Origin of the sequence: Methanobrevibacter millerae (assembly GCF_900103415.1) — an archaeon.
GTDB lineage: Archaea > Methanobacteriota > Methanobacteria > Methanobacteriales > Methanobacteriaceae > Methanocatella > Methanocatella millerae.
This window is the reverse complement of record NZ_FMXB01000014.1, coordinates 1-13965: the sequence shown is the minus strand read 5'-3', so window position 1 is coordinate 13965 and position 13965 is coordinate 1. Positions and strand designations below refer to the sequence as shown.

Sequence of the window (13965 nt, the reverse complement as noted above, 5' to 3'; positions counted from 1 at the left end):
AATGTCAGATAAAAAAACAATAATAAGTGATAAGATGTTAGAAACACAATTAAAAGAAGTGGCAAATGAATTAAACATCAGCCTTGATGAATTAATCAATCACTATATTCGAAGAGGACTATACGTGGATTATGGCTACTATGAACCAAAGCAACTAAGTGAAGAAGAATTATTAGAAAAAAGTAGAAAAGAAGTAGAAAAAGATAAGAAAAGAGGAATTCTTCCAAGAAAACATAACTTTGAAAAATACATTGGATTAATTCACAACTCCAATGACTGAACTGGAGGAGATTAAATGATAGTTCTAGATACAGGATTTTTCAAAGGTTTGATGGATAATAGAGACAGACATCATAAAGAAGCATTAAAAATTGAAAAATATCTTAGAAAACATGATGAACGTACTTTAATTAATACTACTATTCTTATTGAAACAATAAACTGGACTGCTGGAACAGACATATCCATAAAACAACTTTATAATAATCTTATAACTGACAATAAATTCGTGGAATTATCAAAAAAGGATTATCTAGAATCTTTAAAAGTTAATGGATGGTATGGAAATAACATTAATTACAGCGATTGTACAATTATTAACACAATGTTGAATGAACATCTTAATAGAATCATTTCATTTGACGGGGATTTTAAAAAAATTAAAGGGTTTAAAGTGATTGATAATATCCACACTTTAAAGGAGACTTTAAATGTATTTAAAATATGAAATCAAAAATAAAAAACTTAAAGAATTGGCAGAAAGAAAGGCTGAAGAATTCAAAATTGATGTTGATGAATTAATTTGGAGATATGTTAACAGAGGATTAATGGAAGATAGTTTCGATCGAGACCAATTAGAAGAGCTTCACTCAGAAGAAGAATTAAAAGAAATTAACGAAGCTTTAGGCCTTGATTAACCATATCATCAAATTAAAACCATTCCACCTAATAAAAATAACGTTCATCATTAACCAATATTAAAAATTGCAAAAATAATATAAGCAAACAAAATTAAAATATATAACATTAATAAATTATCAAAAAGGGTAAATCATGACGAAAAAACCTGTTGTTGCAATTACAAGACCTGCTGACAGAGCTAAAAAAGCTTGTGAAATTGTAGAAAACTTAGGTGGAAGTGCAGTGCTTGCACCGACATTGGATTTAAAGCCTGTAAATACCGATTCATTAAAAGAACTGGTTAAAAACAAGGATTCACTGGACTGGATTGTCTTCACCTCTCCAACAACCATTGATTCCTTCAACAAATTCTACCCTGATTTCTTTAATGAACTGGAATGTAAAGTTGCCGTTATCGGAAATAAGACAGGTTCCTTGCTAAAAAAAGAGGGAATCGAACCTGATTTGATGCCTGATGACTTTACCGCCGAAGGCCTTCTTGAGGAGTTCAAGAAAAGAAACATTACAAGAAAAGTAATTGGCATTCCAAGGACTGCCTCTGCAAGGGACACTTTACCTAAAGGATTAGAGGAACTTGGAAACGAAGTGATTCTGGCTGAAGCCTATCAGTCACTCTTTCCGATGGACGATGAAAGCGTGAAGGATTTAATAAATAAAATCGAAAACGGAAAAATCGATGCGATTACTTTTACAAGCCCTCTGACGGTTCACAACTTCTTTAAGATATCCGACGACAATGAAAAAATAGCTGAATTGTTATCAGATAATCTTTTAACCGTTGCAATCGGCCCAATTACTGCCAATGTCCTTGATGAATACAACGTTACCCACATTTACCCTGACACTTACACTGTTCCCGATATGATGGAACTACTATTCAATAGCTGGAGAGATTCTAATGGAGGATAAGATAAGCATAATCCTGCCAATTTTTAATGTTGGAGACCACCTTAGAGGAGGAATCGACTCTTTAATAAATCAGACAATCGGAAATGAGAACTTGGAAATAATAATGGTCAATGACTGCTCAACGGACGGATCAGATAAAATCATTGACGAATACGCAGAAAAATACGACTGCTGCATTGCAATACATCATGAACAAAACTCTGGAGCGGCATACACGCCAAGAAATACCGGAATTGAAGCGTGCACCGGCGATTACATCATGTTTTTAGACCCGGACGACAGATACACTCCGGATTCCTGTGAAACCTTATACAATGCGGTCAAGGAAAACGATGCGGACATGGCCTTTGCAAGGTTCAGAAGAATATTCGAATACGGAGGATACGTCCAGAAGTCCTATTCACCGTATGAGGACGATTTGGAGCATGCCTATCCCGATGAGACCTTTGAAAACCCGAATTTCTTAAATGTATCTGACTTTGTATGGGACAACTTCATCGAAAGGATTCTCTACGGTAAAGACCTGGAAGTGACCTATAAAAGGGACGGTCCGATTGACAGAATCATAATCGACAATATAGAACAGGAACCTGATTTATTGAAAATGGCTCCTTCAGTATGGAGTAAAATCTATAAAAGAGAATTAATCATGGATAATAACATCCGTTTTCAGCCTTTCATTTCAGGTGACGACATGGCATTTACCCTGGAAGCCCTCCTAAACGCAAAGGGAATCGTTTATCTAAACAATTTCATGTGCTACGATTACTACATTAGGGATCTGCCTGACGACAAGTCAATTACCAATACCGTCAACGTCAGGCTGCTTGATGAATTAATGGAATCCTACATTTACTGCAGAAAGAAAACCGAAGGCTTTTCAAAGGATGTCAAGAACGTTTCGGTCAATCCCCATCTCCTGCACTGGATGAATACATGGAAGCATTCGCCGTTTACCAAGGATGAAAACAGGCTGCTTTTAAGCAAAGTAAACAAGCTTAAAAAGATTCACCAGACCGATATGAAAACAAAGATGCTTTTGTCTTCAATGACAACTGCACTGGAAACTGCAATTTACACTTCAAAGGCGTGATACTAATGGAATTTGATTATGTTATAGTTGGAGCAGGTCTTTCAGGCCTTACCTTAGCCGAAAGGATTGCCAATGAACTGGATGAAAAGGTACTTATAATCGAAAAAAGAGACCACATAGGCGGAAACGTTTATGATTACTATCAAAATGATATTCTAATTCAAAAATACGGACCGCACATCTTCCACACAAAAGAAAAGAAAGTTTACGATTACCTCTCACAGTTTACCGAATGGATCGACTATGAGCACAGGGTCTTAAGCTGCGTTGACGGAAAGCTCGTCCCTATGCCAATCTGTATTGATACTTTAAATGCATTATATGATTTGGATTTGGATGAAAACTCCATGCAGGAATGGATTGACGAGCACAAGGAAGACATTAAAGAGATTAAGTCATCTGAAGACGTCGTTTTAGCAAATGCCGGAAGGGACATTTACAATAAATTGTTTAAAAACTACACTGAAAAGCAGTGGGGAACATCAGCGGCCAACCTAAGCTCTGACGTTATATCAAGGATTCCCTTCAGGTTCAATCATGACGACAGGTATTTTGAAGACGCCTATCAGGGAATGCCCAAAGACGGATTTACAAAAATGTGCGAGCGCATGATCGAATCGGACAATATCCATGTCGGGCTCAAGTCAGACTATAAAGACTACATCGATAGAATCAAATACGATAAGAAATTAATCTACACCGGTCCTATCGATTACTTTTACGATTACAAGTATGGAGAGCTCTTATACAGATGCCTGAACTTTGTCTGGGAAATCGTTGATGAGGATTCCTATCAGGAAGTTGCAGTCGTCAACTATCCGAATGACCCGTACTTTACGCGCATTACCGAGTTTAAAAAGCTCACCTCACAAAAGATTGACGGCAAAACCGCTATCATGCGTGAATATCCCGGTTTTAACGGTGAGAAATGTTATCCTTATCCTACACAGGAATATCTGGATAAGTTTAAATTATACGAAGCAGAAATGGAAAAAGAGGAAAACGTTATCTTTGCAGGCCGTCTGGCCAAATACAAATACTATAATATGGATTTGGTTGTAAAGGACGCACTGGAAATATTTGAAAAGGAGATTAAATAATGATTACTATATGGCCACAATATTTAGATAAGGACCTGAGTTTATCCCAGGGAAGAAAAGTATCAAAGGAAATTGCCGTTTCAAGCCCTACGCTATCCGAAATCGAAAGAGCCTTAAAAAGACTGGGCTTTACATACACTCTCGATAAGGAAAGAGCGTATCCTGGCAAATGGTATGAGAAATCAGGCCGTGCCCTTGTGGAGTATGAAGGCACAAAGCTTGAGCTTCTAAAAGAGGTCAGCTTGAAGATTGCTGAAATCAGGAAATGATTGAAATGGAAATTCCTGAGCTGATGCAAAAGCAGTACAGGCAGGCAAAAGAGCTGATTGAAAATTCTAAAAGCATTAAAGTATATTCACACATCGACTGTGACGGAATCTGTTCTGGAGCAATCCTTTCAACGATTCTTGATCGATTAAGCAAGCCCCATGAAATCGAATTCGTCAACTTGGACGTTTTAGACAACATTGAATTAAATCATGAACTGACGATTTTTTCCGATTTGGGTTCAGGCCAGTTGATTGATACCAAAGCCACTGAAAACAACAGCATTCTGATTTTAGACCATCATCCTCCCTTAAGAGACTTAGATTATAAAGACGACAAGGACTACACTTACCTTGAAATCAATCCGATTCATCACGGCATCGACGGGTCATATTACGTATGCGGCGGAGGTTTGTGCTATTTTCTTGCAAAAGAATTTGGATATAGTGATTTAAGCTGGATTGGGGTTTTATCAGCAATCGGAGACATGCAGAACACAAGCACGGGACACTTTGAAGGATTGAACAGAATCATTCAGGATGACGCAATAAACGAAGGCTATTTGGAATTAATCGAAAATGACTTAAACATTTACGGGCGAAACACCAGGGAACTCTTCATCGCGTTATCATACTTCAGCGACGTCAAGCTGCCGATTACAAACAACCAGAATGAGGCAAAGGCCCTTCTTGATGAACTGGGCATTGACTCAACTCTTGAAAGGGTAAGCCCTGAAGAAAAGGACGTTTTGGAAAAAATCGGAATTTTATGTGAGGAATCCAAAAACTATACCTTAACAAGACAGGACAGGGCAATATTGAACGGCGAAATTGACGCAATCAGAAAGGCTCAGGCACTGCCGAGCTATCTGGACAAGGACGAATTCATGATTTTATACCAGATTCAGCAGAGAATCAGAAGAAAAACCTTATCCGAATTAACGGACGCTGAAAAGGGAAAGCTTTACAACGCCTTGAACAGGATGATTTTAAACGAGGTTCCTCCAAGGTATCACGAGCACATTCCAAAAATACTAATCGGTGACTCATATACGTTCCTGATGGAAGATCCTGCGAGCTTTTTAAGGGACGGTTCCGAGTTTTCAACGGCGATGAACGCATGCGGAAGAAACCATGAGGAAAGAATTGCCATGGAAGTATTGAAAGGCGACCGTGACTGGGCGCTCGTTGAGCTTGAGGAAATAAGCAGAAGGCACCGCTACAACCTCGCAACCTCAATGGAGAAAGTTGCAGACGGAAACAACATCATAGAGCTTGAAAACCTCCAGTACTTTGACGGAACGGGCATAAAACCTGAAATAGTCGGAACCATTACCGGAATGATTTTAGGATTCTGCAACTGGAGAAAGCCGATTATCGGATTTACACAGATTGAGGACTCAGACGGGCTTAAGGTGTCTTTAAGATGTTCACGTTTCCTTTCTTATGACGGAATTCACTTCGGAAAGATTATCCGGGAAGTTTCAGGTGAAGTCGGAGGAAGCGGAGGGGGACACGCCATGGCATGCGGCGCATACATACCTCTTGCAAAAAAGGATGAGTTTATCCAAAAGTTTAATATATCATTAAATGGAAAAATATCAATGTAAATTTATAAATTTATCAAAATAATTTTAGAGAGATGAATGATATGAAAGCTTTTAAAAAAAGAGGTGCCCTGACTCACTTTCAAATTCTCAGTGAAATCTCAAAAAATGACCCTCATCTTAAACAGAAAGATTTGGCTCAGACTTTAGGAATCACAATACAGGCTGTTTCAGAAAATATCAAAACTTTAATCGAGTTAGGCTATATCACTTCAAAAGACGGTAGATCACCGTATAAGATTACCCAAGCGGGTATTGACAAAGTCAAAAGGGATGCGATAAGCTTAAGAAAATATTCAGATTCCGTTCTGGAGACCATGAATCATTACAAGACAATTTGGCCGGCAATAGCTGGTGAAGACTTGAAAAAGGATGATGATGTCGGTCTTTACATGGAAGACGGTATTTTATACGCACACAAAAAAGAAGAAAACGCAACAGGCATTGTTTTGGAGGATGCCGAAAGCGGATATGACGTTGCATTGACCAATCTCACCGGTCTGATTGACATGACTGTCGGAGAGGCCACGGTCATTAACCTGCCGACCATCAAGGAAGGCGGATCCAAAGTGGCTGATTTCGCACTGATTAAGGACGTCTATGAAAACGGCACTAAAAGCGGAGCGAAAATCGACAAGATAGCTGTTGCAGGTACAATTTCAAGAGTCATTGCAGATAAGCTCGGCTTGACCGTTGACATTGAATTTGCAGCTCCTCAGGCAACCGCAAATGCCGCAAGAAAAGGATTGAATGTCCTTGCATTGTGCGTCGGAGACATGACAAAGTCATTCGTTCGCGAGCTTGAAGCCGAAAAAATCAAATACAACATTATAGATGGAAGAAAATAATCATTTTTCTCTCATCATTTTAAGCAGTGCGGCGGCGATTTCAATGCAGTCCATTTTGGATGACTCAACTACGGAAACGTAATCGCTCAAATCATTGTTTTCTATTAAATTTTTAACTTCATCCATTACCTTTTTATTCTTTTTCCTTTCGATTTCAGCGAAAGTGGGAACCTTCTTTTCCTTAATGTATAAATTGTACTTTTTTCTTATCTTGACCAGGTCATGGGATTCGTAGCTGGCCACAATGTTGAAGGCATATCCTGAACTTCCGGCACGTGCTGTGCGCCCGATTCTGTGAATGTAGTCTTCAGGATTCTGGGGAATGTCATAGTTTACGACAACCTCCACTTCGCTTACGTCGATTCCACGGGCTGCAATGTCGCTTGCAACCAGAATATTGATGTTTCCGTTTCTGAACTTGTTCATTACCTTGTCACGAACCTTCTGGGTCATGTCGCCGTGAATGCTGTCCACCTGAAAGCCCTCACGCTTTAAATTCCTGTAGACGAAATCGACTCTGCGCCTCGTATTGCAGAAGATAAGCCATAAGCTGAAATCCCAGTACTCGATTATCTTACACAAGTCATCGATTTTATCTCTGTCATCGCTTTTAAAGTAGAACTGCTTGATTTTGGGGATGGTTTCTTTCGTATCTGAAATCTTGATGAATCGGGGATTTTTCTGATATAACTTAGTTAATTTCTTGATCTCGCCGGGCATCGTAGCCGAATAAAGCAAGGTCTGCCTTTGCTTTGGAGTATACCTTAATATCAGCTCAATGTCTTCACGAAATCCCATGTCAAGCATCTCATCGGCTTCATCTAAAACCACCGTTTCAACGCCGATTAAATCAAGCGTTCCCCTGTTGATGTGGTCTATTACACGGCCCGGGGTTCCGACAACTATATGGACTCCCTTGTTCAGAGCGCGAATCTGTCTTCCTATTGCCTGCCCGCCGTAGACTGCAAGCACCTTTACCTTATCCATATCCTTAGACAGTTTCTTTATCTCTTCGGCGACCTGAACGCACAGCTCCCTTGTCGGACAAAGGACAATGGCCTGAGGTGATGTATCAGGTATGAAAATCTTGTTCAATATCGGTATTGCAAAGGCCAGCGTCTTTCCCGAACCTGTCTGAGCCTGGCCTATAACATCCCTGCCCTTTAAGGTATCAGGAATGGCCTTGCTTTGAATGGGAGTCAGTTCTTTGAAACCCATTTTATCAATGGCTGATTTTATATCCTCATTTATATTTAAATCATCAAAATTCATTAATTAAATATTTGAAAAAATTCATATTTAAAATTTTAAATATCACCAAAACAAATATAATAATTACTTAATGGAGATATTTTTATGGATAAGTCATCACTTGAAAACATGGTTAATGAGATAAATACCGAAGAATTAATTAAAGAAAAACTTGAAGCCAAGATTTCAGCTGAAATAGACAGAAGAATCGAATCTGGCAACTATGACGATTACATCAACCGTGAAGTTGAGCGAAGAATGCGCAGCGACGAAGTGAAAAAAATCATTCAAAAACAGGTTGAAGACCAGATTAAAGTCAAGCTGGCTGAAGAGATGGCCGAGCAGGTAATTGAAGACGTTGACGAGATTCTATACACCCGTGAAGATGGCGAAACCATTAACGAACGTGGAATCGACATCGGACTTGCCCAGGGACGCCAGGAAGGCATTGAAATAGGCCTGAAGCAGGGCATCGAACAGGGAAAAAAGGAAGGAATCGAAATCGGCCGTGAAGCAGGATATGAAAAAGGACTTAAGGAAGCCGGAGAAGTCTCATATCAGAAGGGTCTTGAGGACGGAAGAAAACAGGGCCTTGAGAGAGTTGCAAGAACCATGTACAAGGACAATTATCCTTTAGATGAAATTACCAAGCTGACCGGACTTATCCTGAAGAGACCATCAAGAAAATAAGGATAAAACATGATGGAAAACAAGTCAATTATCTTAAAGGAATACTCTCACAAAATACATCCTTCCATTAAAGGTATTCAAATAATTGAAGGAAAAAACAATTTCCCAATTAGCTGGTTAAACATGCAGGGATATTGTGAATACCAGATATCTCCAAAGTATAAAAGGCATAAAAACTCAATCTACCGGTGCAATGCTTGAGGGAACCGAGGTTCACGAAAGGCTTGAAAGAGATTTCAGAAAGGATTCAACGCCTGCAAGCTTCGATGAAGTTGTTGAAATGTCAAAGTCAGAAGCCACACTCACCAGGGAATGCTTTGTAATGTCTCAAAAATACGGAATTAGAGGATTTATCGATGAAATATGGATGACGCCTGATGAAATTGTGATTATAGATGACAAACCTGGCACAAAAGCCTATCCATCAACGATTAATCAGGTAAGGGCATACTCTCTTGCATTCAAGGACATGACAATGGATAAAAGAAAGATTAAATGCTGTCTGCGGGAGAGGGGAACGGACAACATTTTCTGGATTGAAGAATTCGATGAAAACACAGAAAAGGAAATCATATTCACGATTAAAAGAATGCATTCACTGATTGATGGCATAAAGCCTTTCATGGCCACCAAAAACCCCAACAAATGCAGATCCTGCAGATATAAAAGTTTATGCAAAAAATCAAAGCTTTAGCGGTGCTAATTATGAAAGATGAAAATACAAAGGAAAGAGAAGAACATATTATCGAGCTGGTCTCATCATTCTGTGATGATAATTTAAATGATGAATATAAGGAATTATGCATCAAGCTGGTTAAAAAACTTGCAAGAAAGCATGATGTACCTTTCAAAAGGGGAAAAGTGGAAATCTGGGCAAGTGCTATAGTATATGCAATCGGTCAAATCAATTTCCTTTTTGACAAGTCATTCGAGCCATATAAAACTCCCGATGACATCTGCAGCTATTTCAACACCAAGAAGTCAACCGTTTCAAACAAAGCACATGATATTAGGGAAATGTGTGATTTAGGACATTTCGATGAGGAGTTTTCAACCTGTGATACCATGGAAAGCCTGCCTACATTCACATTTGATGAAAACGGTTTCATGGTTGCCCATACCCCGATGGATGACTATTTGGATGAAGCCTATGAATTGTTTGATGATGGAAAAATCGATGAAGCCATCTCAATGCTGGATGATATTGATAAGGACAATCATGAATATGAAAAAGCATTATTCTTCAAATCCTTCTTCCTAAATGCCTCTGGGACTAAAGATAAATCTTCAGAAGCATTCAATGCCTTTTTGTCTGAATTTAATGAAAATGTGGACATAAAAAGCATAGTAAATGGAGAAATTGATGAGAATAATCCGGAAGAGCTGTTTCAGGAAGCTTTATTCCATAATAATATCGGCAATTATGATAAGGCTATTCACTACTATGATTTATATTTGAAAATTTTGCCTAATCAAACTGAAGTATTGAATAAAAAAGCCAACGTTTTAATTGAATTAAAAGAATATAAAGAAGCATTAGATGTCATTGATAAAGCATTGAAAATTGATTCGAAAAATGATGAATTATGGACTACAAAAGGCATTACTTTATATCAATTACATAAAAATAAAAAATCAATGAAATGTTTAGATAAAGCATTAAAGATTAATCCAAATAATAGTACCGCATTGTCACAAAAAGGAATAATCTATTTTGAAAGAAATCAGTATAAAAGTGCAATTAAATGCTATGATAAAGCTATTGAGATTGATCCTGAAGAAATAATCCTATATACTAATTTAGCAAATATGTATATGGATTTAGATGATAATGAAAAAGTGGAAAAATGTTTCAGTGAAGCTGAAAAGATAAATCCCAAAGACATAGGACTATTATGTGAAAAAGGAGAATATTTCTTAATGGAAGAAAGATTCGAAGAGGCCATTGAATGTTATGATAAATGCCTGGAAATAGATAGTAAAAATGTAGATGCATTATTGCATAAATCAATGGCTCTGGCACAGCTTGACAGAGAGGACGATTTTGAAGAGTGCATGGCTAAAATAATGATGATTAATCCCCTTTTATTAGCAGATTTGGAAGAAGAATTCAGATAGCTCTATTCAATCCCAGATAGAGCTTGTTTTTCTTATACATCTTATCCAAGATTTCATTCCATTCCTCGACGCTGATTCTTCCCTTATTCGGAATTAAAGAGTCAAGTGAAGCCTCATTGAGATTTAAGATATCGGATAAAATGTGGGCTAGGGTTCTTCCGGTAAGTGACAGTTCATAAGGATCATAACCTGTAACCATCAATACCCAGACGTTATCCTTTGATGAGCTGTTATATACCTTTTTGAGGGTATCGTACCAGTGGGTAATTTTGTTTTCACCGTCGCCGATATCCCCGTCGCCTACTGAAATGTAATAGCCCTCTTCTGTAAAATCGATGGTTTTTATGGCATCGTCTATTTTTGAGTTAAGTTCCGGTGAACCTATTTCCAAATCGAACTCGTTGTTGGTAATGTAGTCTCTGATGTAGTTTTCAACTTCCTTCCTGTTTTTAAAGTAACCTAGAGGCTCAAGCCTGTCAGGGTCCCTGTCACACAAATCGTATATCAAATCTTCGTCAACATCATAGATTTCATAACCGTCCAGCTTGTGTGACTGGTAGGGCTTGAAGTCAAGGCAGTAGTTTTCCAAATCGTCCTTGTTTAAATACCATAAAACTTGAACTCTTTTAATCATTTTAATCAGCTATTCAATTTCGTTTACAACGATTGTCTTGGTAAACAACCCTAAAATCCTGTCTTTGCGTCCTAAAATTCTGCCTATAGCCCAGTCAAAGATTACCGGGAACCAGAAAACCTTGGTCAGGTTTCTGATTATGGCCTGAATCCATGAAATTCTATTACCGTTTCTGGAAATGACACGCAGATACATTAAAGCCTTTCCGACGGTAGCTCCTTTCATCTTTTCAAGACATATGAAATAGATTAAACCTAAAACAGGAACAACAAATGGGAAATACATATAAACCGAATAGTAATTGTTCGGATTTACGAATAAAGATAACAGATAAGAAATAATCCACATGAATGCGGATACGACAAAGAAATCTATAACATATGCAATTACCCTTCTTGTAAATACAGTCGCCATTTTTTAACACCTCAACAAACTCTAGGAACTGGATCGGCAATAGGAGCCTCTAAAATACGTTCTCCGCCGATTGGAGTATTGACAATAACATACTCTCCCTCAACAACCTCGCCAATGATGGCTGCATTTTCACCATACTTTTCGCCTTTGATTGCTTCAAGGACTTCTTCGGCCTTGTCGGCCTTTACGCCCATTACAACCTTTCCTTCATTGGCCACTTCAAACGGATCGATGCCCAGCATTTCAGAAACCGCATGCACTTCCTCCCTTATTGGAATTGCGTCCTGTTCGAGAACGATTCCGTTTCCGGATTTGGAAGCCATTTCATTAATTGCGTTGGCAAAACCACCACGAGTAGGGTCTTTCATGGCCGTAACTCCGCCGACATCCAATGCCTTTTTGATTATGTTCCACATCGGAGCCACATCAGACTTCAAGTCGGTATCGAAGCCGAAGCCTTCCCTGAAAGACATAAGGCTCATTCCATGGTCGCCCAAGCTACCAGTAACAATGATTTTATCCCCAACTTCAAGGGTAGAATCCCGGATTACCTCACCTTTTTTGGCTATTCCGATACCTGTCGTGACCATGACAATGCCTTCAAGCTTGTCCTGAGGCATTACCTTTGTATCGCCGGTAATTACTGCAACGTCAACTTCCTCGCAGGTTTCATTTAAGGATTTCATTATCCTGTCCAAATCTTCTATTGGAAATCCTTCCTGCATGATTATTGCGTTTGAAATAGCCAGCGGCTTTGCGCCCATAACAGAAACGTCATTTATCGTTCCTGCTGCTGAAATTCTACCGATATCTCCACCGGGGAAGAATAAAGGATCAATCGTATGACCGTCTGTAGTCATAACAATTTCATAATCGCCAATAGGAATAGATGCACCGTCATCTAAAGCATCTAAACTGATTCCGCCATTAACGCTCTTTTTTGTAATGTTGTCCAATACTGTGGAGGCAATCAGATTAGCCATTACCTCTCCACCAGCACCATGATTCATATTTATTTTATCGTCTGACATTATATCCCTTATTAGAATAATATATTAAAACAAGTATATTAAATTAGTTATCAAAGATTCAATCAACAACTAAAAATAATGAATGAACACTTACCGGCAAATCTTTACTGTCAATGATATCGCAATCCAAATCTTTAATTTTTTGAAAAGTTTCCGGATTGAACTCCTCTTCACCAGTCTGGACAATGATTTGAATGTGGTCTAAAGGTTCTTCCGGATCTATAAATAATTCCAGAACACAATCGAAATCAGGAAAATACTTTTCAATCATTGGCTTGACGGTGATTAAACCTTCAACCAAACCTTCATGGATATTACAAAAATCGTAGATTTCTTTAGGATTAGGTATTTCATATAAATTATACAATTGATTGAACTTTTCTTTTTGCATATTAATACGGCTCCAATGGTTAATTAATTAAAGGTCTTTTTTCAGTGATGAGTAAAAAAATAAAAAGAATTAATTAAAAAATAGAATATAAAGGATTTTTAATTAATTTATTAGTTGAATCAATGATTTCAGTAGCCAAATCTTTAGATTCAACAACAGTTTTCTTATCAAAATTACCTTTATAATCGGCATGGATTCTATTTAAACGTAATGCATTTAGTTTAAAACCTAATTTTTGTTCTTCAACAAAATTAGAATTTTCTAAATGTTCTATTAGAACAGAATGTGCATTTGAGAAAGGAAGATGCCTATGAGTAGTTTTCCTATAATAATATCGAAGCAAACCAAAACAGGAATAATAATATCTGCCTGAAGCAGACCTTTGATATTCTTCCTCTTCAGAATAATCTTTCAAATGGTCTGCAACATTTTGAACCTCCCCGACCTTTTAGAGGTCGGGGATTCGCAAACCTAAAAACATATCAATGTTTTTTAGGGTATTTTACTGCACCGTAGTCCCTACGGCCATTTCTAATCCTTTTTTAAGGATGTTTTTTGAAGCATTAACATCACGATCATGATGAGCATTGCAATGTGGACAGTCCCATTCCCGTATTCCAATATTTCCTATTCCTGCTATGTTTTCGTTTTTCTCACCGCATTCGCTGCAGATTTGTGTAGATGGAAAATAT

The 13965-nt window shown here is 38.0% G+C and carries 18 protein-coding genes and 1 pseudogene; 12 read left to right on the top strand and 7 right to left on the bottom strand.

The annotated features are described in order from the left end of the window. Position 1 precedes the first annotated feature (1 nt). The 9 genes from F3G70_RS08440 to F3G70_RS08400 all read left to right on the top strand — a co-directional run bounded on the left by F3G70_RS08440 (position 2) and on the right by F3G70_RS08400 (position 6744). Positions 2-280, top strand: a complete 279-nt coding sequence (locus tag F3G70_RS08440) for a hypothetical protein (protein ID WP_149732269.1) — start codon at positions 2-4, stop codon at positions 278-280. 15 nt (positions 281-295) lie between these two features. Beyond that, positions 296-727: a type II toxin-antitoxin system VapC family toxin gene (locus tag F3G70_RS08435; RefSeq protein WP_149732268.1), complete on the top strand. Its 432-nt coding sequence runs from the start codon at positions 296-298 to the stop codon at positions 725-727. Continuing rightward, complete coding sequence (locus F3G70_RS08430) at positions 711-917, top strand: hypothetical protein (RefSeq protein WP_149732267.1); 207 nt, start codon at positions 711-713, stop codon at positions 915-917. The genes F3G70_RS08435 and F3G70_RS08430 overlap by 17 nt, the downstream gene beginning before the upstream one ends. Positions 918-1053: 136 nt before the next feature. Further along, positions 1054-1830, top strand: coding sequence for a uroporphyrinogen-III synthase (locus F3G70_RS08425; RefSeq protein ID WP_149732266.1), 777 nt, complete (start codon positions 1054-1056; stop codon positions 1828-1830). Then, positions 1820-2923 (top strand): glycosyltransferase, encoded by a 1104-nt coding sequence (locus F3G70_RS08420; protein ID WP_149732265.1) that lies wholly within the window; start codon positions 1820-1822, stop codon positions 2921-2923. The genes F3G70_RS08425 and F3G70_RS08420 overlap by 11 nt, the downstream gene beginning before the upstream one ends. A gap of 5 nt (positions 2924-2928) precedes the next feature. Further along, positions 2929-4023 (top strand): UDP-galactopyranose mutase, encoded by a 1095-nt coding sequence (glf, locus tag F3G70_RS08415; RefSeq protein ID WP_149732264.1) that lies wholly within the window; start codon positions 2929-2931, stop codon positions 4021-4023. Then, complete coding sequence (locus F3G70_RS08410) at positions 4023-4292, top strand: signal recognition particle subunit SRP19/SEC65 family protein (protein ID WP_149732263.1); 270 nt, start codon at positions 4023-4025, stop codon at positions 4290-4292. The genes glf and F3G70_RS08410 overlap by 1 nt, the downstream gene beginning before the upstream one ends. A 5-nt stretch (positions 4293-4297) precedes the next feature. Then, a complete protein-coding gene (locus F3G70_RS08405; protein WP_149732327.1) occupies positions 4298-5899 on the top strand; it encodes a single-stranded-DNA-specific exonuclease RecJ in 1602 nt (533 codons plus the stop codon). 41 nt (positions 5900-5940) lie between these two features. Further along, positions 5941-6744, top strand: a complete 804-nt coding sequence (locus F3G70_RS08400) for a DUF7839 domain-containing protein (protein WP_149732262.1) — start codon at positions 5941-5943, stop codon at positions 6742-6744. Here the strand turns inward: F3G70_RS08400 and F3G70_RS08395 are convergent, their stop codons facing one another. Continuing rightward, the gene (locus tag F3G70_RS08395; protein ID WP_149732261.1) at positions 6745-8016 is read right to left on the bottom strand and encodes a DEAD/DEAH box helicase; all 1272 of its coding nucleotides are present in this window, start codon (positions 8014-8016) and stop codon (positions 6745-6747) included. Between the two features lie 84 nt (positions 8017-8100). Between F3G70_RS08395 and F3G70_RS08390 the strand changes: the two genes are divergently transcribed. The 3 genes and pseudogenes from F3G70_RS08390 to F3G70_RS08380 all read left to right on the top strand — a co-directional run bounded on the left by F3G70_RS08390 (position 8101) and on the right by F3G70_RS08380 (position 10803). Then, positions 8101-8685: a hypothetical protein gene (locus tag F3G70_RS08390; RefSeq protein ID WP_149732260.1), complete on the top strand. Its 585-nt coding sequence runs from the start codon at positions 8101-8103 to the stop codon at positions 8683-8685. Between the two features lie 12 nt (positions 8686-8697). After that, positions 8698-9379, top strand: a pseudogene (gene cas4, locus F3G70_RS08385) (CRISPR-associated protein Cas4). An 11-nt stretch (positions 9380-9390) separates the two neighbouring features. Next, positions 9391-10803, top strand: a complete 1413-nt coding sequence (locus F3G70_RS08380; RefSeq protein WP_188118123.1) for a DUF6398 domain-containing protein — start codon at positions 9391-9393, stop codon at positions 10801-10803. Here F3G70_RS08380 and F3G70_RS08375 read toward each other — a convergent pair. The 6 genes from F3G70_RS08375 to F3G70_RS08350 form a co-directional block, all read right to left on the bottom strand. Beyond that, the gene (locus F3G70_RS08375; RefSeq protein ID WP_149732258.1) at positions 10796-11437 is read right to left on the bottom strand and encodes a hypothetical protein; all 642 of its coding nucleotides are present in this window, start codon (positions 11435-11437) and stop codon (positions 10796-10798) included. The genes F3G70_RS08380 and F3G70_RS08375 overlap by 8 nt on opposite strands. A gap of 9 nt (positions 11438-11446) precedes the next feature. Further along, the gene (locus F3G70_RS08370; protein ID WP_149732257.1) at positions 11447-11851 is read right to left on the bottom strand and encodes an RDD family protein; all 405 of its coding nucleotides are present in this window, start codon (positions 11849-11851) and stop codon (positions 11447-11449) included. 11 nt (positions 11852-11862) lie between these two features. Continuing rightward, positions 11863-12882, bottom strand: coding sequence for a hydrogenase expression/formation protein HypE (gene hypE, locus F3G70_RS08365; RefSeq protein ID WP_149732256.1), 1020 nt, complete (start codon positions 12880-12882; stop codon positions 11863-11865). A 58-nt stretch (positions 12883-12940) separates the two neighbouring features. After that, positions 12941-13273: a hypothetical protein gene (locus F3G70_RS08360; RefSeq protein WP_149732255.1), complete on the bottom strand. Its 333-nt coding sequence runs from the start codon at positions 13271-13273 to the stop codon at positions 12941-12943. 73 nt (positions 13274-13346) lie between these two features. Next, complete coding sequence (locus tag F3G70_RS08355) at positions 13347-13688, bottom strand: hypothetical protein (RefSeq protein ID WP_149732254.1); 342 nt, start codon at positions 13686-13688, stop codon at positions 13347-13349. An 87-nt stretch (positions 13689-13775) separates the two neighbouring features. Then, positions 13776-13965 (bottom strand): zinc ribbon domain-containing protein (locus tag F3G70_RS08350; RefSeq protein ID WP_149732253.1); only part of this gene is annotated, 190 nt, incomplete at its 5' end.

What these genes read in the sequence shown, in the direction of transcription:
- F3G70_RS08440 (WP_149732269.1), top strand. Translation starts at nt 2, where the DNA reads ATGTCAGATAAAAAAACAATAATAAGTGATAAGATGTTAGAAACACAA.
- F3G70_RS08435 (WP_149732268.1), top strand. Translation starts at nt 296, where the DNA reads ATGATAGTTCTAGATACAGGATTTTTCAAAGGTTTGATGGATAATAGA.
- F3G70_RS08430 (WP_149732267.1), top strand. Translation starts at nt 711, where the DNA reads ATGTATTTAAAATATGAAATCAAAAATAAAAAACTTAAAGAATTGGCA.
- F3G70_RS08425 (WP_149732266.1), top strand. Translation starts at nt 1,054, where the DNA reads ATGACGAAAAAACCTGTTGTTGCAATTACAAGACCTGCTGACAGAGCT.
- F3G70_RS08420 (WP_149732265.1), top strand. Translation starts at nt 1,820, where the DNA reads ATGGAGGATAAGATAAGCATAATCCTGCCAATTTTTAATGTTGGAGAC.
- glf (WP_149732264.1), top strand. Translation starts at nt 2,929, where the DNA reads ATGGAATTTGATTATGTTATAGTTGGAGCAGGTCTTTCAGGCCTTACC.
- F3G70_RS08410 (WP_149732263.1), top strand. Translation starts at nt 4,023, where the DNA reads ATGATTACTATATGGCCACAATATTTAGATAAGGACCTGAGTTTATCC.
- F3G70_RS08405 (WP_149732327.1), top strand. Translation starts at nt 4,298, where the DNA reads ATGGAAATTCCTGAGCTGATGCAAAAGCAGTACAGGCAGGCAAAAGAG.
- F3G70_RS08400 (WP_149732262.1), top strand. Translation starts at nt 5,941, where the DNA reads ATGAAAGCTTTTAAAAAAAGAGGTGCCCTGACTCACTTTCAAATTCTC.
- F3G70_RS08395 (WP_149732261.1), bottom strand. Translation starts at nt 8,016, where the DNA reads ATGAATTTTGATGATTTAAATATAAATGAGGATATAAAATCAGCCATT.
- F3G70_RS08390 (WP_149732260.1), top strand. Translation starts at nt 8,101, where the DNA reads ATGGATAAGTCATCACTTGAAAACATGGTTAATGAGATAAATACCGAA.
- F3G70_RS08380 (WP_188118123.1), top strand. Translation starts at nt 9,391, where the DNA reads ATGAAAGATGAAAATACAAAGGAAAGAGAAGAACATATTATCGAGCTG.
- F3G70_RS08375 (WP_149732258.1), bottom strand. Translation starts at nt 11,437, where the DNA reads ATGATTAAAAGAGTTCAAGTTTTATGGTATTTAAACAAGGACGATTTG.
- F3G70_RS08370 (WP_149732257.1), bottom strand. Translation starts at nt 11,851, where the DNA reads ATGGCGACTGTATTTACAAGAAGGGTAATTGCATATGTTATAGATTTC.
- hypE (WP_149732256.1), bottom strand. Translation starts at nt 12,882, where the DNA reads ATGTCAGACGATAAAATAAATATGAATCATGGTGCTGGTGGAGAGGTA.
- F3G70_RS08360 (WP_149732255.1), bottom strand. Translation starts at nt 13,273, where the DNA reads ATGCAAAAAGAAAAGTTCAATCAATTGTATAATTTATATGAAATACCT.